The sequence below is a fragment of the Phytohabitans sp. LZ39 genome, from assembly GCF_059359075.1.
Genome location: NZ_JCADBM010000007.1, coordinates 171,955 through 190,109, shown reverse-complemented (window position 1 = coordinate 190,109; position 18,155 = coordinate 171,955). Strand labels below are relative to the sequence as shown.

Below are 18,155 nucleotides of genomic sequence, written 5' to 3'. Positions count from 1 at the left end.
TGTGTCAGCCGGGCGTTTCACCGGCCCAGGGGCACCCGGCGGGCGCGCACCACGCGGTGGCTGATCCGCCAGCCGGCGCCGGTGCGGAGGAGCGTGTCCTCGTAGGTCACACTGCCGGCGGTGCCGTCCGCCAGCACGCCGAGGCCCTTCGAGAGAGCGCGCACCTCGCCGTCGCCGGCCGGGGTGAGCACGATGTTGGTGACGTGGTGGGCGACCGGGTTGGCGGCGCCCAGCGCCAGGGCCGCCTCGCGCAGCGCGGCAAGGCCGCGGATCACGCCCCCGCCGAGGTCGGTCACGTCGTACGCCACGTCGGGCGTGAACACCTCCGGCATCCGGTCGAAGTCGCCGTCGTCGGTCAGGTGCCCGTGCCGGTTGATGACGTCGGTGATGGCTTCGCGGTCCGCGATGCTCAGGATCATGGCGCGCCTCCCTAAACGGGGATATCCCCGCTTGCCTGGTACCGTAAGCGGGGACATCCCCGGTTGGCAAGGAGCCCCAATGCGCGCGGACGCCTCGCGAAACGCCGGCCGGCTGCTGGCCGCCGCGCGCGAGGTGGTGGGGGAGTCCGGGGCGGAGTTCGCGATGGACGAGGTCGCCCGCCGCGCCGGTGTCGGCAACGCCACCCTCTACCGGCACTTTCCGACGCGGGGCGACGTGCTCGCGGCCGTGTACGCGGACGAGGTGGACGCGCTCTGCCGCCGGGGCGCCGCCCTGCTGACCGGCGACTCAGCCGGGGAAGCGCTGTTCGCGTGGCTGGACGACTTCGTCACGCACGTGGCGACCAAGCGAGCGCTGGCCCTCGCGGTGCCGGCCGGCGGCCGCGCGCGGCACTTCGACCGTTGGCACGAGTCGATGCGGGCCACCGCGGCGGCACTGCTCGACCGGGCGCGGGCCGCCTCGGCCGTACCCGATGACGTGTCGGCGGCCGACCTCCTCGCTCTCGCCTCCGGTGCGGCCCTGACCGGCGCGGACGCCGCGGACGCCCGCCGCCTGCTGGCGCTCGCCCGCCGCGGCCTGGCGATTCCTTCGGCCCTCCGACCGGGTCATACCGTCGGAGGGATCGGCATGACTGACACGGAAACCGCGGCGCCGGGGGAGTTCGTCGCCGCGGCGGAGCCACTGCGGCGCGAGCTGCTCGCGCACTGCTACCGCATGCTGGGCTCGGCCGCCGACGCCGAGGACGCGGTGCAGGAGACATACCTGCGGGCCTGGCGGGCGTACGACAGGTTCGAGGGGCGGTCGTCGCTGCGCTCGTGGCTCTACCGCATCGCCACCAACACCTGCCTCACCGCGCTGGAGCGGCGCGACCGGCGGGCGCTGCCGTCCGGGCTCGGCGGGCCGGCGGACGACCCCGCGGCGCCACTCGCGGCCGATGCGTCGGTGGCGTGGCTGCAACCGTTGCCGGACGCGTTGGTCGACCCCGGGGAGATCGTGGCGTCGCGGGAGAGCCTGCGGCTGGCGGTGGTGGCGAGCTTGCAGTACCTGCCCGCGCGGCAGCGGGCGGTGCTCATCCTGCGCGACGTGCTGGCGTTCTCCGCTGCCGAGGTCGCCGACATCCTCGACACCACGGTCGCGGCGGTGAAGAGCACGCTCCAGCGGGCGCGCGGCCGGCTCGACGAGGTCGCGCCGGCCCCCGAGGACGTGACGGAGCCGAGCGAGCCGGAGCGGCGGGCGCTGCTCGACCGGTACATCGAGGCGATCGAGAACGCCGACCCCGACGCGCTGCGCGGGCTCCTCCACGACGACCTGGTACTGGAGGCGACGCCGCAGCGCACCTGGTACGCCGGGCTGGCGACGTGCCTGCCGTTCCTGGTCCGGCACGTCTTCGGCGCGGGGCGGTGGCGGATGGTGCCGACGGGCGCCAACGGCCAGCCGGCCATGGTGGCCTATGTGGACGGTGGCGACGGCGTGCTCCGGGCGTACGGCGTGGTCGTGCTGACGGTGGCCGCCGGGCGGATCACGCGGATCACCGCGTTCGGGGAGCCGGAGCTCGCGGCGGTGTTCGGCTGCCCGGCGGTGCTGGCGTGAACTACGCGAGCGAGCCGGGCCCGCGGGCCCGGCTCGCGGTGCGGCGCCAACGTCGGCCGGCTTCGCCGGCCCGGGTGAGCGGCGACCTTCGCCCGCTCACCCGTGAAGGCTTGTGGTCACCGCACTAGACGTCCGACTCCTCGTCGTCGTCCTCGTCCTCGTCGTCCTCTTCCAGGGTCCACTTGAGCTGGAACTCGATCTCCTCCTCGTCGTCGCCCCGCTCGTGCTCGATCGAGAACTGGGCGCGGGCGGGAACGCGGATCCGCTCCCCGGCGATCTGGATCCGGAACGGCGTCTCCGACTCCAGCGCGTCCGCCAGGCGCCGCAGCTTCGCGACGACCTCGGGCGTGGAGTAGATGCGTTCGACGTCTCGCGTCGTGTCGGTCACGTGACCTCCGATGTCGGGGCCGCCCCCGTGCGGGCGCGCCTGCGCGGGACATTCAACCAGCCGTGGGCGTGGCGGGTGCGCTGGGTCGTGGCCTTCTCGAGCGTGGCGGGTGCGCTCGGCCGCGGATGTGGCGGTTGGGGTGGGCCGCGACGGTGGCGGGTGCGCTCGGCCGTGGGCGCTGGGCCGCGGCCTTTCGAGCGTGGCGCGGGCGCTGCGCCGCGGGTGTGGCGCGGGCGCTAGGCCGCGGGTGTGGCGCGGGCGCGTGGCTGTGCGGGCGGTGCTAGGCCGTGGGTGCGCTGGGCCGCGGGGTGTGGCGCGGGCGCGTGGCCGTGCGGGCGGGTGCTAGGCCGCGGCTTTCTCGAGCGTGGCGAGGAAGACCTCGATAGGCTGCGCGCCGGAGATGCCGTAGGTGCGGTCGAAGACGAAGAATGGCACGCCGTTCGCGCCGAGCGCCCGGGCCTCGCGGATGTCGCCGCGGACATCGTCGGCGTAGGCGTCGCCGTCGAGCACCTTGCGCACCTCGTCGGCCGGAAGGTCCACGTCGGTGCCGATCCGCGCCAGGGTCTCGGTGTCGTCGACCGCCTCACCCTCCATCAGCGCGGCCTGGAAGAGCCGCTCGTGGATGTCGTCCGCCAGGCCGCGCGTCGCGGCGAAGTGGGTCAGCCGGTGCGCGTCGAACGTGTTGGCGGTGAGCGACTTGTCGAGGTGGTAGGTGAGACCCTCCTCGGCCGCGATCGCGGTGACCCGCTCCTGCATGGCGGACGCCTCCGCGGCCGGCACACCGTACTTGCCGGACAGCATCTCGGTGGTCAGCCGGTTGTCGCCGCGGCGCTGGGTGGGGTCGAGCTGGAAGCTGCGCCAGGTGACCTCGACCTCGCCGGCGTGGTCGAACCGGGCCAACGCGTGCCGCAGGCGGCGCTTGCCGATGTAGCACCACGGGCAGACGACGTCGGACCAGACCTCGATCTTCACGTGCTTCTCCTCGTTACCAGCAGGTGCCGTCGGCGGCACACACGTCGGAACCGTCCGCCTCTACCATGACGAGGGCGACCGGCGCCTGCTCGTCCTCGGGTGCCTCTGGGGCCTCCACCTCGGGGTCATCCACGACGCCGCTCCCCGGTATCTTGACGAATGCCTCAACTTACGTCGGAACCGTAGCACTAAACTTGGGGCCACCGTCAACTTAGGTGGGGAGGGTCATGGCGAAGGGTGCGCTGCGCGCCGACGCGCGCCGCAACATCGAGAAGCTCCGCGTGGCCGCCGTGATGGTCTTCCGGGAGAAAGGGCTGCACGCCCCCCTCGAGGAGATCGCCCAGCGGGCCGGTGTGAGCTCGGGCACGCTGTACAACCGGTTCGGCACCCGGGAGGCGCTGATCGACGCGGTCATGCCCGAGCTCGCCGCGCAGAGCCTCGGCGAGGTCGCCAGGCGCGCACAGGCCGCGCGTGACCCGTGGGACGGCTTCGCCGGCTACGTCATGGGCGTATGCGAGCTCCAGGCCAGCGACCCCGCGCTCAACGACGTGATCTCCCGTCGGTACGCCGCCGAGCAGCTCACCGTCATCTGCCGGGTGACCGAGGAGCGCGAGCGCTACATCATCGAGCGGGCCCAGCGCGAAGGCCTGCTGCGCGCCGACTTCACCCGCGAGGACATGCTCTTCGTCTTCTGGTCCACCGCGATGCTCGTGCGGCACACCACGGGCGCCGCGCCGGACGCGTGGCGGCGCAGCGTCGGCTTCCTCCTCGACGGCCTCCGCGCCGAGGCGGCGCACCCACTACAGGCCGAGCCGCTGACCCGCGACCAGATGGAAGAGGTCATGTTCCGCCTCGGCGAGGTGGGGACGATTTAGGGACACACCTTCCCCTTCGCGTCACCTGGGGACCGCATGAGTCGTGGAGCGTCTCCTCGGGATGCCTCCCGCGGGCAGCGCCACGGTCCGCGGGCCGGCGGGGCTCGCCGAGATCCCGGCTCACGTGGCGGCGGTGATGGCCTCCGCGGCGCGGACGGCCAAGGCCATGCTCGTGAGGGTGGTGTTGCAGGCGACACCGGCCGGGATCACGCCCCCGCCGCCGAGGTAGAGGTTGTCGAGGCCCCACACCTTCCCATGCGGGTCGATGACGCTGTCCCGCTTGTCCGCGCCCATCCGGGTCGTCCCCGTGATGTGCAGGGCGAAGCCGGCTTCCAGGAACCGGGGCTCGGCGCCCGGCAGGAACTTGCCGAGTGCTGTCGCCGCCTTCGTCATGTCGGTGAGCATGTCGTCGGCGCGTGCCCGGTCGGCCGCGCTCGGTCCGAAGTGGAACGTCGGCTGCGGCAGGCCGTAGGGGTCGGTGACCCGCGCGGAGAAGGTCACCGCGTTTTCCCGCCGCACGTCGCAGGTGCTGAACCACACCAGGTCGGTGACCGTCCGCCGGTCGACGCCGGCCGGTACCGCCGCGTAGCCGAAGATGCCGCGGTGCAGCTGGGCGTGCCACGGCCGTCCCTCCGCCACCGGGATCCAGAGGTTGGGCTCCACTGTGGCCGGTCCGTCGTCGAGCCGCCGGGCGAGGTCGTCGGAGAGCGCCACTTGGCAGGTGGCCATCGTCTGCTCGCACAGGTAGCGACCGAGTGCGTCCGGCCGGATGCCGGAAGCCCAGAGCAGCTGTGGAGTGAGCACCGAACCGCCCGCCACCACGTACGTGTCGGCCACGAGCGTGCGTTCTGTGCCGGTGGTCAGGTCGCGTACGACCGCGCCGGTGACCCGCCCGCCACTGTGGACGAGGCCGATGCAGAGGTGCTCGGGCAGGAGCGTGAAGCGGGGGTCGTCAGCCGCGCTCGGGCCGTGGCGGTCACCGCCCTTGAGGATGACCTCGGGCCCGCTCCAGTGCACCCGCGGAGGGTCGAGGCTCAGCCGCTCGACGGCCAGGGGGAGGCAACGTACGTCGTAGCCGGTCTCGTCGAGCTTTTCCGTGACAATCCGGCCCTGTGTCGACATTTCATAGGCGTCGGCGGTCGTGTGCAAGAGAGTTTCCGCCACGCCGTACAGCCGGGAGAGCTCGCCGTCGCCGACGAGCGGAATGTGCTCGACGACCGGATGTGCCCGTGGTGTGGCACACGCCCAGAAAATGCCCATTCCGCCAATCGCCCGCGCGACACGGGAAGCGCCGAGATTGGTCGCCGGATCCTGATCCGGGTTGATGTGTGAATCGCTTTCGGATCTTCGGGCGGGCGGGACCGATATCCGCGTAGCACTACTCTTGATGACGTTGATAAATGTGTCCGGGTTGTGCTGATAGGTCGCCGCATTTCGTAGATGCCCAGCTACCTCGGGCGATCTCGACTCGCCGGCGTCGATCATGGTGACGTCCATCCCCGCGCTCACCAGGAGCCGGGCGAACGTGCAGCCGACCGGACCGGAACCGACGACAAGTGCGCTCTTCGCCACGGCGGCCTCCATCGTCACGACGGTGCAATGAAGCTAGCCACACATTGAGAAGAATGCATCCCGTATTCGGGCACAGGTCGGCGATCGTTCACCTGTTGTGGAGTGCTGATGGAAGTTAATTGTCTTCTTTACGGCGACATATCGGTGGACGTCGGAAGGGCGGTGCGAATCGCCTACGCATCGGTCATTCGCCAAACCGGGGGCGGTGAGCCTCGGCCGTGGGTCCCGGTCGTACGTTGGCTGGTGCGGTGGCGGCCGCGGGTGAGCCCCTATCCGGCCGGGGTCGACGACCACCGCCTCGCGGCGTTGTCGGTGAGGCGCGCGGCGGCGAGGCGCAGGGCGGTGCGGGCGTTGAAGAACTCGTCCACCGGCGACATCCCCGCGAACGCCCCGAAGAGCCGCTCCACCTCCGCCGGCCGCCGCAGCTCGGCCAGCGTGCGCAGGAAGAGCCGCTCGGCTGGTCCACTGTGGTAGGTCGCGAGCCGGAGCGTGAAGTCGTACATCGGGCGCAGCGCCCGGTCGCGGTCGCGCTGGTGGGCGGCGAGCGCGGCGCGCAGCGGGCTCGTGCCGCCGAGGCCGGCGGTGATCGCGCCGGCCAGGCCCTCCGCGTCGCGCAAGGCGTTGGCTATGCCCTGCGCGGAGACCGGGTCCATGGTCACACCCGCGTCGCCGACGAGGCACCAGCCCGGACCGTGCGCCGGCCGGACGTGGTTGGGCAGGTCGGGCGTCGTGCGCAGCCGCTCGGCGCGGGTGCCGGCCCGCACCCGGGCGCCGAGGTCGCCGCACCGGTCGAGTGCCGCCAAGTAGGCGCCCTCGGGGTCGGCGCGGAAGGACTCGAAGGCGGCGAGCGGCGCCGACATGTACACCATCGTGAGCCCGTCGTTGGTGGGGAAGGCGGCCGCGGCGAGGCCCTCGCGCTGGTGCAGCTCGCCCGTCGTCATCGGCACGCCGGCCCAGTACGTGTAGCTCGCGAACGAGCGCGGTGCGCGGTGCCGGTACGCGCGGGCCCGCACCGCCTGGGCGACGAACGAACGCTTTCCGTCCGCGCCGACCACCAGCCGCGCGTGCGCGGCCGTATCTTGACCCCCGGGTGAACTTCCGCGGACGCCGACGACCCGGCCGTCCTCCCAGACGAGCTCCGCCACCCGCCACCGCTCCCGCACCTCGGCGCCGGCCGCCCGCGCCGCCTCGACCAGCGCATGGTCGAGCACGGTGCGGCGCGGGCTGTGGATGGCGCCACCCGCCGGGAAGGTGCCGTCGAGCACCGCACCGGACGACTCGAAACGCACCCGGCGGGTGGGCGGCGCGTCGCCGAGCCGGTCGAGCAGGCCCCACCGCGCCAGCCGCTCGACGCCGGGCGGCTGGACCTGGTGCGAGGAGGGGGTGTCGCTGGGGAAGGCGGCGCGGTCGACCGCGAGGACCCGTAGGCCCTGGCGGGCGAGAAGGAGCGCGGTGGCCGCGCCGGCCACTCGCGCGCCGACCACGATCACGTCGTACGTCATGTGCGCCCCCGTCCACAGGCGTCCTGTCGTCCACAGTCACCATACGATGCCGTATGGTTGGCCGTACGATAGCGTATGTGCATGGCCGAGGGGAAGCGCCGCCTGGCGCGGGAAGACTGGGTGGAGGCGGCGCTCGTCGCGATCGCGGACGGCGGGGTGGCGGCGGTGGCCGTCGAGCCGCTCGCCGCCCGCCTCGGCACCACGAAGGGCAGCTTCTACTGGCATTTCCCCAGCCGGGCGGCGCTGCTGGAGGCCGCGCTGGCGCGGTGGGAGGAGCAGACCACCACCGCCGTGATCGACGAGATCGCCAACGCGACCGAGGATCCGGCCGGCCAGCTCCGCGCCCTCATCGTGCGGGTGATCGAGGCCGCGGAGCGCGACCGTGTGGGTCCGGCGTTGCTGGCCGCCGCCGGGCAGCCGGCGGTGGCGCGGGCGATCGACCGGGTCACCCGGGCGCGGATCGGGCTGATCGTCACGGTCTTCAGCCGGCTCGGCTTCCCGCTGCCGGAGGCCCGGTCGCGCGCCCTGCTCGCCTACAGCGCGTACCTCGGTCACGCCCAGCTCGCACACTCCACCGAGGGCGTGCTGCCGGACACGGCGGACGGCCGGCGCGCCTACCTGCGAGACGTGATGAGCGTGCTCGCCGCGCCTGCGGGCTGAGTCGCCGTGCCCGCGGGCTGAGTCGCCGCGCCCGCGGGCTGAGTCGCCGCGCCCGGCGGCTGAGTCGCCGCTCAGCACGAAGCGTCGGAAAGCCGACTGACCTCACCTGCCGCTCCCGCTCGTACTGACAATGCCGGGAAGCCGATCATGTGGGGGCGATTGTCATGGCCGTGGGCGTGGTGGCGCGGGTGGCGCTGTGGACAGCCGTCGCGGCTCACCTCGCGGTGGTGGAGTACCTGTTCGTCCGCTACGGCCAGGGCAAGAACTCGCTGCTCACCGCCGGCAAGTTCTTCGGCCTGCACCTCGCGTCGCTCATGATGCTCCAGCTCGTGCTGGTGGCCCGCCTGCCGTGGCTGGACCGGCGCATCGGGATGGACCGGCTCACCGTGTGGCACCGGTGGATCGGGTTCGGCCTCTTCTGGACCCTCATTCTCCACTTCACCTTCATCGTCGCCGGCTACTCGGACCTCGGCTCGGACTCGCCGTGGGACACCTTCCTCAGCCTGGTCGGTGTGACCGCTTCGCTGCTCGGCATGTTGGCGGCCGCGATCATCCTGGTGGTCGCCTCAATTTCCATCCGATACGTGCGCCGCCGCCTGCCGTACGAGGCCTGGCACGCCCTGCACCTGCTGATCTACGTGGCGCTGGGCATCGGGTTGGTGCACCAGGCGATGGAGGGAACCACCTTCGACTCGACGTGGGCCACGGCGTACTGGTGGGCGGTGTGGGGGCTCGTGATCGCCGCCTTGCTCGCCGGCCGCCTGCTCCTGCCGGTGTGGCGCAACCTCCACCACAGGTTCAGGGTCGCGGCGGTGATACCCGAGTCGGACGACGTGGTCTCCGTCCACGTCACCGGCCGCCACCTCGACCGGCTGCCGGCCCGGGCCGGGCAGTTCTTCATCTGGCGGTTTCCCGGCCACCACGGCTGGTGGCGGGCCAACCCGTTCTCGCTCTCGGCGGCGCCCAATGGCCGCTCGCTGCGGCTGACCGCGAAGGCAGTCGGGAAGGGAAGTGCCGGGCTGCGCCACGTGCCGGTCGGCAGCCGGGTCTTCGTCGAGGGGCCGTACGGCGCGTTCACGAGCATCCACCAGACCCGCCCGGCGTCGCTGCTCATCGCCGGTGGGGTGGGCATCACGCCGATCCGGGCGCTGCTGGAGGAGCCGGGCGGCCCGACGACCGTCCTGTACCGGGTGCACACGGCGGCGGAAGCCGTGCTGCTGCCCGAGCTCCAGGCCCTGGCCAAGGCCCGGGGCGCGCACCTCTACGTACTCACCGGCCGCACCGGTGCCGGTACGCCGCCGAACGTGCCGTTCGCCCCGGACAACCTCGCCGCCGCCATCCCGGACATCGTGCTGCGGGACGTCTTCGTCTGTGGCCCGCCGGCGATGACGGACGCGGTCGTCCACAGCCTCCGCGTGCTCGGCGTCCCGCGGCGGCAGGTGCACGCCGAGAAGTTCAGCCTGGCCTAAAGTTGCGTCGTGTCCAGGCCTGACCTCGTCTTCGTGGGCGGCTCGGTCTTCGCCGGCGGTCGCTCCCGGCCCGGCGGGGTCGCGGTCCGCGGCGGGCGGATCGTCGCCGTCGGCCCGGACGTACGCGACCTCGCCGGTCCGGGCACCACGGTCGTCGACCTCGCCGGCGGACTGCTCCTGCCCGGGTTCACCGACGCCCACGTGCACCCGGTGTACGCGGGCATCCAGCTGCTCGGCTGCACGCTCGACCGGGACAGCGACGCGGCGGGGTATGTGGAGAGCGTGCGCGCCTACGCGGCCGCCCACCCCGACCAGCTGTGGATACGCGGCGGTGGCTGGTCGATGGAGGCCTTTCCGGGCGGCACGCCGCGCAAAGTGCCGCTGGACGAGGCCGTGCCGGACCGCCCGGTCTACCTGCCCAACCGCGACTACCACGGCGCCTGGGTCAACAGCCGCGCGCTGGCCCTGGCCGGCATCGACCGCCACACACCCGACCCGCCCGACGGCCGTATCGAGCGCGACCCCGGCGGCGAGCCGACCGGCATGCTGCACGAGGGCGCTGCCCTGCTGGTCGGCCGGCTGCTGCCGGCACTCACCGACCACGACCTGGACACCGCGTTCGACCTCGCGCAGCGGCACCTCTTCGCCCTCGGCGTGACCGGCTGGCAGGACGCGATCGTCGGCTCCTACCTGGGCCAGCCCGACCCGCTCGACACCTACCTGCGCGCGGACACCACCGGGCGGCTGCGGGCGCGGGTGACCGGTGCGCTCTGGTGGGACCGCGAGCGCGGCCTCGACCAGCTGGACGACCTGCGCGAGCGCCGCTCGGCTGCGGCCGCCGGGCGGCGCTTCGCGACCCCGGCCGTGAAGATCATGCTCGACGGGGTCGCGGAGAACTTCACCGCCGCGATGACCCGGCCCTACCGCGACGGGCACGGTCACGACACCGGCAACGCCGGCCTGTCCTTCGTGGACCCGGCGGCGCTGCGCGAGTATGTCACCCGGCTCGACGCGGAGGGCTTCCAGGTGCATTTCCACGCGCTCGGCGACCGCGCCGTGCGCGAGGCCCTCGACGCGGTCGAAGCCGCCCGCCACCGCAACGGTCCGCGCGGCGGGCGGCACCACCTCGCCCACCTCCAGGTCGTACAGGCGGCGGATGTGCCGCGCTTCGGCCACCTTGGGGCGGCCGCCAACATGCAGCCGCTGTGGGCCTGCCACGAGCCGCAGATGGACGAGCTGACGATCCCGTTCCTCGGCGAAGGGCTTGCGGCCCGGCAGTACCCGTTCGGCGACCTCCACCGTGCCGGCGCGCACCTCGCGGCGGGCAGCGACTGGCCGGTCAGCAGCCCCGACCCGCTGTGGGGCGTGAAGGTGGCGGTGACCCGGGTGGCGCCGGGCGAGTCGGCGGCACCCTTCCTGGCCGAGCAGGCGCTGGACCTGTCGGCGGCGCTGACCGCGTACACGGCCGGCAGCGCCTGGGTCAACCACCACGAGCACGTGTGCGGGGCGCTCGAGGTGGGGCTCGCGGCGGACCTCGCCGTCCTCGACCGCGACCCGTTCGCCGGGCCGCCGGAGGAGATCGACAGGGCGCGTGTCGTGGCCACCTACGTCGGCGGCGGGCGGGTCCATTGAGGACCGCGGCGCGTCGCCGAGGCGGAGCGGGAGCGGCCGCGGTGGGTGGGCTGACGAGCCCGCCACACCGCTCCCGAGCCGGTCTACGGGTGCCGCGCGGCACCACACCGCCGGCGCCGTGCGCCGCCACCGCCGGGTGGACGACGTCGGCCGGGATCGTGCGCCGCCACCGCGCGGCGGACGACGTCCCCCGCCGTCGGGCCGGCCGTTACCGCTCCGCGTGACTAGCCGGCTACGGCGTCCGCCCGCCGTCGGGCCGGCCGTTACCGCTCCGCGTGACTAGCCGGCTACGGCGTCCGCCGCCGTAGCCGGCCGTTACCGCTCCGCGTCACCAGCCGGCTACCGCGTCCGCACGTCCGCCCCGGTGCGTTCCGGCTGTGCGCCGCCGCGCCCGGCCGCCTGCCCGCCCGTCGCGGCGCGTACCGCCACGCACAGCCAGATGAGCGATCCGCCGGCGAGCACGTGCACCGCGCTGGTCAGCGGCGAGTCGGGCAGCGGGGCGAGCAGCGCCAGGAGCGTGAACGCGGCGCCGTACCCGGCCGCCGGCACGGTCGGAAGCACCCGGGCGCGCACCATCGACACGCTGAACAGGATCGTGCCGGCCACGAAGACCAGCGCGCTGCCGAGCACCGCGAAGCGGGTCGGTCCGGCCAGCACCTCGTCGGCGACCGCCTCGTCGACGTAGAACAGCACCAAGTTGAGGGCGAAGGCAACTCCGGCGAACAGGCCGAGACCGATCACGTTCACCGCGTACGCGATCGCGCCGAAGTGGCCCGACTCGACGCGTTGACGCAGGTAGAGGGCGGTCAGGGCGGGCGCCCCGAACGCCGCGCCGACACCGATGACGAAGCTCGTCGCCGCGGTCTCGCCGGTGAACGCCTCGACGAGGCCCGGCACGGCTGTGGACAACCCGAGGACAACGCCGCAGGCGGCCCCGAAGCGCAGCAACCAGGTTGTGGACATGGCGGCACCTTCCTTCTGGATACGTGTTTGCGGCGACCGTAGGTGCGCGCGGCCGGTCGGGGTAAGTGCCGAGCAGCCAGTCGGACGGCACGTGCGGAACGGCCAGAAAGCGGTCGCGGGTGGTCCGGATCCGGGCGCCGGGCCGTAGCCTGCACTTGCAGGTGGCGTGGAAGGAGGCCCGGATGGACCGTCCCCGGCGGCCCGTCCCGTGGGCGGTGGCCGTGGTGTACGGCGCCGTGCTCGCCGGCGGCGTCTACTGGTCGCTGGTCGGTGAGGGCCTCGACCATCCGGGCCGGCTCGCCGGCTTCGTACTCGTGCTCGCCCTCCTCTTCGGCGTCGAGCTGGTCGAGTGGCGCACGCCGGTCCACCCCGGCGTCCTGCTCGCCGCGCGGATCGGGCTCTTCGCGGCCGCCGCGTCGCTCGACGGGTCGGGCACCTCGCGGGCGCTGTTCGTGCTCGTGCCGTTCGTCGCGTACTTCGCCTTCGGCCGGGCCACCAGCGTCGCGCTCGCCGCCGCCTGCCTCGCGTTCATCGTCACCGGGTTCAGCCTGTCCACACCGGACTGGTACCGGGACGCCGAGTACGTCTCCGACCTCCTCATGTTCACGATCGGGCTGGTGCTCGCCGTCTGCATGGCGGCTGTCGCCAGCGCCGAGCGCGAGGCCCGTGGCCGGCTGGAGAGCACGCTCGACCGGGTCGCGGAGCTGTCCGCCGCCATGGAGCGCAACAGGGTGGCGCGCGACATCCACGACAGCCTCGGCCATCACCTCACCGCGATCGCGATCCAGCTGGAGAAGGCCACCGCGTTCGCCGACCGCGACCCGGCGCTCGCCGAGCGGGCCATCGCCGACGCGCGGGCGTCGGCCCGGGACGCGCTGGCCGACGTGCGCCGTTCGGTGCGCGCGCTGCGCGAGGAGCGGCCGCCGTTCTCGTTGCGGGACGCGCTCACCGGCCTCGCCGGCGACGGGGGTGAGCCGGCGGTCACCGTCACGGTCACCGGCGAGCCCGACCGGTACGACACCGCGGCGCTCACCGCGCTGTACCGCGCCGCCCAGGAAGGGCTGACCAACGCGCGCCGCCACGCGAAGGCGAGCGTGGTGACGGTGTCGGCGGCGTTCGACGAGGCGGGCGCGCGGCTCGTCGTCGCGGACGACGGGCGCGGGTTCGCGACGCCGGGCGAGGGGTTCGGCCTGCTCGGCATGCGCGAGCGGGTGGAGCTCGTCGGCGGCGCGGTGAGCGTCGACAGTGGACCGGGCGCCGGCACGGTCATCACCGTGACGATCCCGCCGGCGCCGGCCTGGAGCGCGGCATGAGCGACGCGGTGCGGGTGCTCGTCGTCGACGACCAGCAGCTCGTGCGCGAGGGCATCGCGTCGCTGCTCGGCATCCAGCCCGGCATCACCGTCGTGGGCACCGCGGCGGACGGGAAGGCCGCCGTCAACGCGGCCGCCGAACTGGCGCCGCACGTGGTGCTGATGGACGTGCGCATGCCCGAGATGGACGGTGTGGAGGCGACCGCCATCCTGCACCGGCGGGCGCCGGAGGTGCGGGTCATCATGCTGACCACGTTCGACGACGAGGAGTACGTGTTGCAGGCGCTGCGCGCGGGCGCGAGCGGCTACCTGCTCAAGGACCTGCCCGCTGCCGACCTCGCCCAAGCGGTGCGGCTGGCCAACGCCGGCGTCGCGCAGCTCGACTCGTCGGTGACCGCCAGCCTGGCCGCCGCGCTCGCCCGCGGTGGCGCCCGCCCGGTCGCGCCGCCGCCCGCGCCCCGCCCCGACGAGGTGCTGACCGCCCGCGAGATAGACATCCTGCGCCTCGTCGCCACCGGCTCGACCAACCGGGAGATCGCCGGGCGGCTCTTCCTGAGTGAGGGCACAGTCAAGAACCACATATCGCGCATCCTCGGCCGGCTCGGTCTGCGCGACCGGACCCAGGCCGCCGTGTACGCGCACGACCACGGGCTGCTGCCCGACTAGGCCTCCCGGAAGTGCGCCGGCCGCCTACTATTCCGTCCGTGACGTTGGACATCGCCTGGGTGCGCGAAGGGCTCGCGACACTCGCCGCCCGCGAGCCCGGTGACTCGCCGTCGCTGGCCAGCCGGGCACACGGATACCGGCTGCGCGAGCCGGTCGACACCGCGACCCTCGACCGCGCGGAGCGCGCCATCGGGGCTCCGCTTCCCGAGGGGTACCGGCACTTCGTGTCCGCCGTCGGCGACGGTGGCGCCGGTCCGTACTGGGGCGTCGTCCCGCTCGGCGAGGCGCTCGAACGCCTGGAGGACGGCCTCACCGCCCTCGGCCGCGACTGTCCACTGTCGGCGGACGTCGACTTCGGCGAGCTGACCGGCCAGCCCGACGACTGGGACGCGCACGTGGCCCGCCTCGAGTCGGACCCCTCGTACCAGGAACACTACGACCGTCTCAGTGAGACCTACGTGGCGTCGCCGTGGGTCGACGGCCGGCTTCCCCTCGTCGACTACGGGTGCGGCGACTGGTTCTTCCTCGTGGTGCGCGGCCCGCGGCGCGGCACCGTGTGGGTGGACAGTGTGGACGGCGGCACGGGCCTGTACTGCCTGGAGGTCGACTTCCCGACGTTCTACGCGCGCTGGCTGCGCCGCGAGCTGGCGGGGCAGGCGAAGCCGAACGCGTACTACTCCTATCTGGAGTTCGGCGACAACCCGCGCTACCGTCCACTGGATCCGTCCGTCTAGGATCCCGCACCCTCGCCGAAGGCGAGCGCCTGCCACCGGCCCACGTCGGCTGTGGACAGTGCCGACGGGAAGACGGCAATGCGGTCCACCTCGCCGGTCAGGCGCTGCCCGCCGCCCTGGTCGGCCGCGAAGCGCAGCTCCCGATGGTTGCACCCGAAGACGGCCGGGCCCACCTGGGCCGTCGCGGCCACCTGGCCGTCCAGGTAGACGGTCAGGTCGCCCTCGTCGAGGGTGACGACCACGTCGACGTACCGGCCGGTCGGCACGACCGCGTTCGTCGTGACGCCCTGGCCGGCGCCGATGAAGCGCACCTGGTTGGACGGCGTCAGGTCGATCAGGACGCCGTCGGTGCCCGGGTCGCCGCTCGGCTGGGAGTCGAAAAGGCGGCGGTAGCCACCGCTGGTCGTCACCTTCACCTCCGCCGCGAACGTGGCGCTCGGCAGGTATCCCAGCGTCGTCGGCGCGGTGCGCAGGAACCGGGCGCCGTCGAGTATCAGCGCGCCGCCGGTCGTGTAGGCGGCTCCACCCTGGACGGTGGCGTCACGGCCGTAGAACGAGGCGTCCACGATGGTGTCGCCGCTCGCCGGGTCCCACGCGACGAGCGGACCCGCCGCCGGGTCGGGGACCGGGCAGGGTGGCGGCACGGGCAGCCGTACCGTGGCGAACCCGGCCGTCCGCCAGCCCGGACCGGTGAGCCTGGCGCTCAGTCGCGCCCGGCCGGGAGCCGCGTCGGACGTCGCCTCGACGGTGAAGCGGTACACCTGCGAGTCACCGGCCTGGAGGCGCGGCACCCGCACGGTGCCGGGGCGGACGGTCCACCCCGCCGGTGCGGCCAGGCGCAGGCTCGACGCGGGGACGTTCGCCGCGGCGCCCACCGTCACGGTCACCGGCGCCGACCCACCGACCTCCAGTGTGGACGGAGCCGACACGGCCACGGTCACGTCGGCGGTGGCCACGTACCGGTGCCCCGCGCGCGCGGTGAACGTGATCCGCTCGCCGGCGCCCTCCGGCCGCACCGTACGGCCGGTGGTGGTGTCGACGAGGCGGTACGGGCCGGCGAACAGCGGGCTGCGCAGCGTCACCTCGCCGGTAGTGCCGGCGGTCACCGCGATCTCCTGGGCCGCGCCGCTGGCCCACCGCGCGTCGACGGTGAGGTCGCCGCGGGCCCGCAGCCCCTCGACCGAGCCGTCCGGCCAGGCCCCCGGCAGGGCCGGCAGCACGTGCACGTCTCCGGTGTGGCTCTGTAGCAGCATCTCCGCCACACCGGCGGTCGCCCCGAAGTTGCCGTCGATCTGGAACGGCGGGTGCGTGTCCCACAAGTTGGGCAGCGTGCTGAACCGCAGTTGCTCGGTCAGCATCTTGTGGGCGTGGTCGCCGTCCAGCAGGCGGGACCAGAAGTTGACTTTCCAGGCCTTGCTCCAGCCGGTGCCGCCGTCGCCGCGCGCGGTCAGCGAGACCTTGGCGGCCGCCGTGAGCTCGGGGTCGGTGAGCGGTGCGATCTGGTCGCCGGGATGCAGTGCGAACAGGTGCGAGACGTGCCGGTGCTGGTCGGTAGGGCTGTCCCAGTCACCCTTCCACTCCTGGAGCTGGCCCCAGGAGCCGATCCGGGTGCCCGGATCCAGCCGCGCCAGCGTGGTCTTGACGGTGGCGCGGAACGGTCCGTCGCCGCCGAGCACCTTGCCCGCCTCCAGCAGGTTGGTGAACAGGCTCCACACGATCTGCTGCGACATCGAGGCGCCCGCGGTGAACTCGCCGTTCTCCGGCGAGTAGCTCGGCGACACCACGAGCCTGCCGTCGCGCGGGTCGACCACCAGCTCGTCCAGCCAGAACTCGACCAGCTCGCGCATCAGCGGGTACGCCCGCTGCCGCAGGAACGCGGTGTCCCTTGTGAACTGGTAGTGCTCCCAGTAGTGCAGCGCCAGCCACGCGCCCGCTTCCGGAAACCAGAACGACTGCGGGTAGCTGTGCACGCCGGTGAAGCCCCACGGGTTAGTCTCGTTGTTGACGACCCAGCCCCGGTTGTCGTACATGTACCGCGCCGTGTGGCGGCCGGGCGGCACCATCGCGTCCACGTAGTCGAAGAGCGGTCCCGTGGTCTCCGACAGGTTGGTGGTCTCGGCGGGCCAGTAGTTCATCTGTAGGTTGATGTTGACGTGGTAGTCGGCGTCCCACGGCGGGTTCGTCGAGTTGTTCCACACGCCCTGAAGGTTGGCCGGCAGCGAGCCGTCCCGGGACGAGGCGATCAGCAGGTAGCGGCCGTACTGGAAGTACAGCGCCTCCAGGGCCCGGTCGGCCGGGCTCGTGCCGCCCACATAGGACCTGAGCAGCTCGTCGGTCGGTATCGCCGGCATCGACTGTCCGATGTCGAGCGAGACCCGGGCGAAGAGCGCCGCGTGGTCGGCGCGGTGGGCGGCCAGCAGGTCGTCGTACGACTTCACGGCGGCCGCGTCGACGGTGGCGGTGACCGCGGCGTGCGGGTCCGGGCCGCGGTAGGTCGGGTACCGGTCGGCGTAGTCGGTGCCCGCGCCCAGGATCACGACGGCCGCGTCGGCGCCGCTGACGGTCACGGTGCCGTCCGCGTTGTCGCCGCGCGTGCCGCCCTCGTTGCGTACCAGGATCTGGCTTTCGAACGTGAGCTTGTTGTCGTCGAGCGTGCCGGCGAACGTGATGCGCCCGCCCGCGGCGGTGGTGGTCTTCGACCGGTTGCCGGGCGCGGTGACGCCGGCGGTGAAGGCCACCTTGCCCGGCCGGTCCGCGCTCACCCGCACGACGAGCACGCCGTCCGGGTAGCTGGCGAAGTACTCCCGGGTGTAGCGCACGTCGCCGTCCACGTAGGACACGCGGGCTACGGCGTGCGCGATGTCCAGCTCGCGGCGGTACTCCCGCACGGTGCCCGGGTCGGTGGGCAGCCGGAGGGTGAGGTCGCCGAACGTGTTGTACGAGCCGAAACCGCTCTTGGGCTGTCCGAGCCGGTCGGCCACCTCCGGCGGGCTGATCCGCAGGCGCGCGTCGAGGTCGCGCCGCACCTGCTCGATGGCGCCGGGGCGGGGCGAGGTCCAGTTGCCGAAGTTGTATCCCTGCGTCGAGCCGGGTCCGCCGGTCCACAGTGTCTTCTCGTTGAACTGCACGGTCTCGGTGGCCACGCCGCCGAAGACCATGCCGCCCAGCGCGCCGTTGCCGATCGGCAGTGCCTGGGTCTCCCAGTTGGTGGCGGGCTCGTCATACCAGAGGGTCATGGGGTCTCCGGTGGCGGTGGGACCGGTCACAGTGCCGGCGGCGGGGGAGGGGCCCCACGCCGGGGCGACCGCTACGAGGGTGGCGGCGACGCAGGTGGCCAGCAGCCGCCGCAGGCGATGATGGGAGAGGACGCGCATGTGTCAAC

The 18,155-nt window shown here is 73.1% G+C and carries 15 protein-coding genes and 2 pseudogenes; 9 read left to right on the top strand and 8 right to left on the bottom strand.

The features are described 5' to 3' along the window. Nucleotides 1-17: 17 nt before the first annotated feature. On the bottom strand, nt 18-419 hold the full coding sequence (locus tag AC5L36_RS16290; protein ID WP_441216581.1) for a nuclear transport factor 2 family protein: 402 nt from the start codon (nt 417-419) through the stop codon (nt 18-20). On the opposite strand from AC5L36_RS16290, the pseudogene AC5L36_RS16285 reads away from it, so the two are divergent. Both AC5L36_RS16285 and AC5L36_RS16280 read left to right on the top strand, forming a co-directional pair. Further along, nucleotides 376-1,008: pseudogene (locus AC5L36_RS16285) on the top strand (TetR/AcrR family transcriptional regulator); the annotation flags it as partial. The gene AC5L36_RS16290 and the pseudogene AC5L36_RS16285 sit on opposite strands and share 44 nt — an antisense overlap. A 51-nt stretch (nt 1,009-1,059) precedes the next feature. Further along, a complete protein-coding gene (locus AC5L36_RS16280) occupies nt 1,060-2,028 on the top strand; it encodes a sigma-70 family RNA polymerase sigma factor (protein WP_441216849.1) in 969 nt (322 codons plus the stop codon). A gap of 124 nt (nt 2,029-2,152) precedes the next feature. Here AC5L36_RS16280 and AC5L36_RS16275 read toward each other — a convergent pair whose 3' ends face one another. Both AC5L36_RS16275 and AC5L36_RS16270 read right to left on the bottom strand, forming a co-directional pair. Next, nucleotides 2,153-2,416: an amphi-Trp domain-containing protein gene (locus tag AC5L36_RS16275; RefSeq protein WP_441216579.1), complete on the bottom strand. Its 264-nt coding sequence runs from the start codon at nt 2,414-2,416 to the stop codon at nt 2,153-2,155. Between the two features lie 342 nt (nt 2,417-2,758). Next, nucleotides 2,759-3,388, bottom strand: a complete 630-nt coding sequence (locus AC5L36_RS16270) for a DsbA family oxidoreductase (RefSeq protein ID WP_441216577.1) — start codon at nt 3,386-3,388, stop codon at nt 2,759-2,761. A gap of 227 nt (nt 3,389-3,615) precedes the next feature. Between AC5L36_RS16270 and AC5L36_RS16265 the strand changes: the two genes are divergently transcribed. After that, complete coding sequence (locus tag AC5L36_RS16265) at nt 3,616-4,263, top strand: TetR/AcrR family transcriptional regulator (RefSeq protein WP_441216576.1); 648 nt, start codon at nt 3,616-3,618, stop codon at nt 4,261-4,263. Nucleotides 4,264-4,383: 120 nt separating this feature from the next. Here the strand turns inward: AC5L36_RS16265 and AC5L36_RS16260 are convergent, their stop codons facing one another. The 3 genes and pseudogenes from AC5L36_RS16260 to AC5L36_RS16250 form a co-directional block, all read right to left on the bottom strand. Continuing rightward, nucleotides 4,384-5,523 carry a GMC oxidoreductase gene (locus AC5L36_RS16260; RefSeq protein ID WP_441216848.1) on the bottom strand — a complete coding sequence of 380 codons (1,140 nt, stop codon included), beginning with the start codon at nt 5,521-5,523 and terminating at the stop codon, nt 4,384-4,386. Between the two features lie 174 nt (nt 5,524-5,697). Continuing rightward, nucleotides 5,698-5,847: pseudogene (locus tag AC5L36_RS16255) on the bottom strand (FAD-dependent monooxygenase); the annotation flags it as partial. Nucleotides 5,848-6,104: 257 nt separating this feature from the next. Continuing rightward, nucleotides 6,105-7,337 (bottom strand): NAD(P)/FAD-dependent oxidoreductase, encoded by a 1,233-nt coding sequence (locus tag AC5L36_RS16250; RefSeq protein ID WP_441216574.1) that lies wholly within the window; start codon nt 7,335-7,337, stop codon nt 6,105-6,107. A gap of 81 nt (nt 7,338-7,418) precedes the next feature. On the opposite strand from AC5L36_RS16250, the gene AC5L36_RS16245 reads away from it, so the two are divergent. From AC5L36_RS16245 to AC5L36_RS16235, 3 genes are all read left to right on the top strand, one after another. After that, nucleotides 7,419-7,997, top strand: a complete 579-nt coding sequence (locus AC5L36_RS16245; protein WP_441216572.1) for a TetR/AcrR family transcriptional regulator — start codon at nt 7,419-7,421, stop codon at nt 7,995-7,997. A 149-nt stretch (nt 7,998-8,146) separates the two neighbouring features. Continuing rightward, a complete protein-coding gene (locus tag AC5L36_RS16240; protein WP_441216571.1) occupies nt 8,147-9,466 on the top strand; it encodes a ferredoxin reductase family protein in 1,320 nt (439 codons plus the stop codon). 9 nt (nt 9,467-9,475) lie between these two features. Next, nucleotides 9,476-11,098: an amidohydrolase gene (locus AC5L36_RS16235; RefSeq protein ID WP_441216569.1), complete on the top strand. Its 1,623-nt coding sequence runs from the start codon at nt 9,476-9,478 to the stop codon at nt 11,096-11,098. Between the two features lie 339 nt (nt 11,099-11,437). On the opposite strand, the gene AC5L36_RS16230 is transcribed toward AC5L36_RS16235, so the two are convergent. Then, the gene (locus AC5L36_RS16230) at nt 11,438-12,061 is read right to left on the bottom strand and encodes a hypothetical protein (RefSeq protein ID WP_441216568.1); all 624 of its coding nucleotides are present in this window, start codon (nt 12,059-12,061) and stop codon (nt 11,438-11,440) included. A gap of 182 nt (nt 12,062-12,243) precedes the next feature. Between AC5L36_RS16230 and AC5L36_RS16225 the strand changes: the two genes are divergently transcribed. The 3 genes from AC5L36_RS16225 to AC5L36_RS16215 are packed head-to-tail and all read left to right on the top strand — an operon-like array spanning nt 12,244 to nt 14,773. After that, nucleotides 12,244-13,374, top strand: a complete 1,131-nt coding sequence (locus AC5L36_RS16225) for a sensor histidine kinase (protein WP_441216566.1) — start codon at nt 12,244-12,246, stop codon at nt 13,372-13,374. Next, nucleotides 13,371-14,039 carry a response regulator gene (locus AC5L36_RS16220; RefSeq protein WP_441216564.1) on the top strand — a complete coding sequence of 223 codons (669 nt, stop codon included), beginning with the start codon at nt 13,371-13,373 and terminating at the stop codon, nt 14,037-14,039. Before AC5L36_RS16225 ends, AC5L36_RS16220 begins: the two co-directional genes overlap by 4 nt. Before the next feature lie 38 nt (nt 14,040-14,077). Next, entirely contained in the window at nt 14,078-14,773 is a 696-nt protein-coding gene (locus AC5L36_RS16215) for an SMI1/KNR4 family protein (protein ID WP_441216562.1), read from the top strand. Here the strand turns inward: AC5L36_RS16215 and AC5L36_RS16210 are convergent. After that, a complete protein-coding gene (locus AC5L36_RS16210; RefSeq protein WP_441216560.1) occupies nt 14,770-18,147 on the bottom strand; it encodes a glycosyl hydrolase family 95 catalytic domain-containing protein in 3,378 nt (1,125 codons plus the stop codon). The two genes, AC5L36_RS16215 and AC5L36_RS16210, sit on opposite strands and share 4 nt — an antisense overlap. Nucleotides 18,148-18,155: the final 8 nt, after the last annotated feature.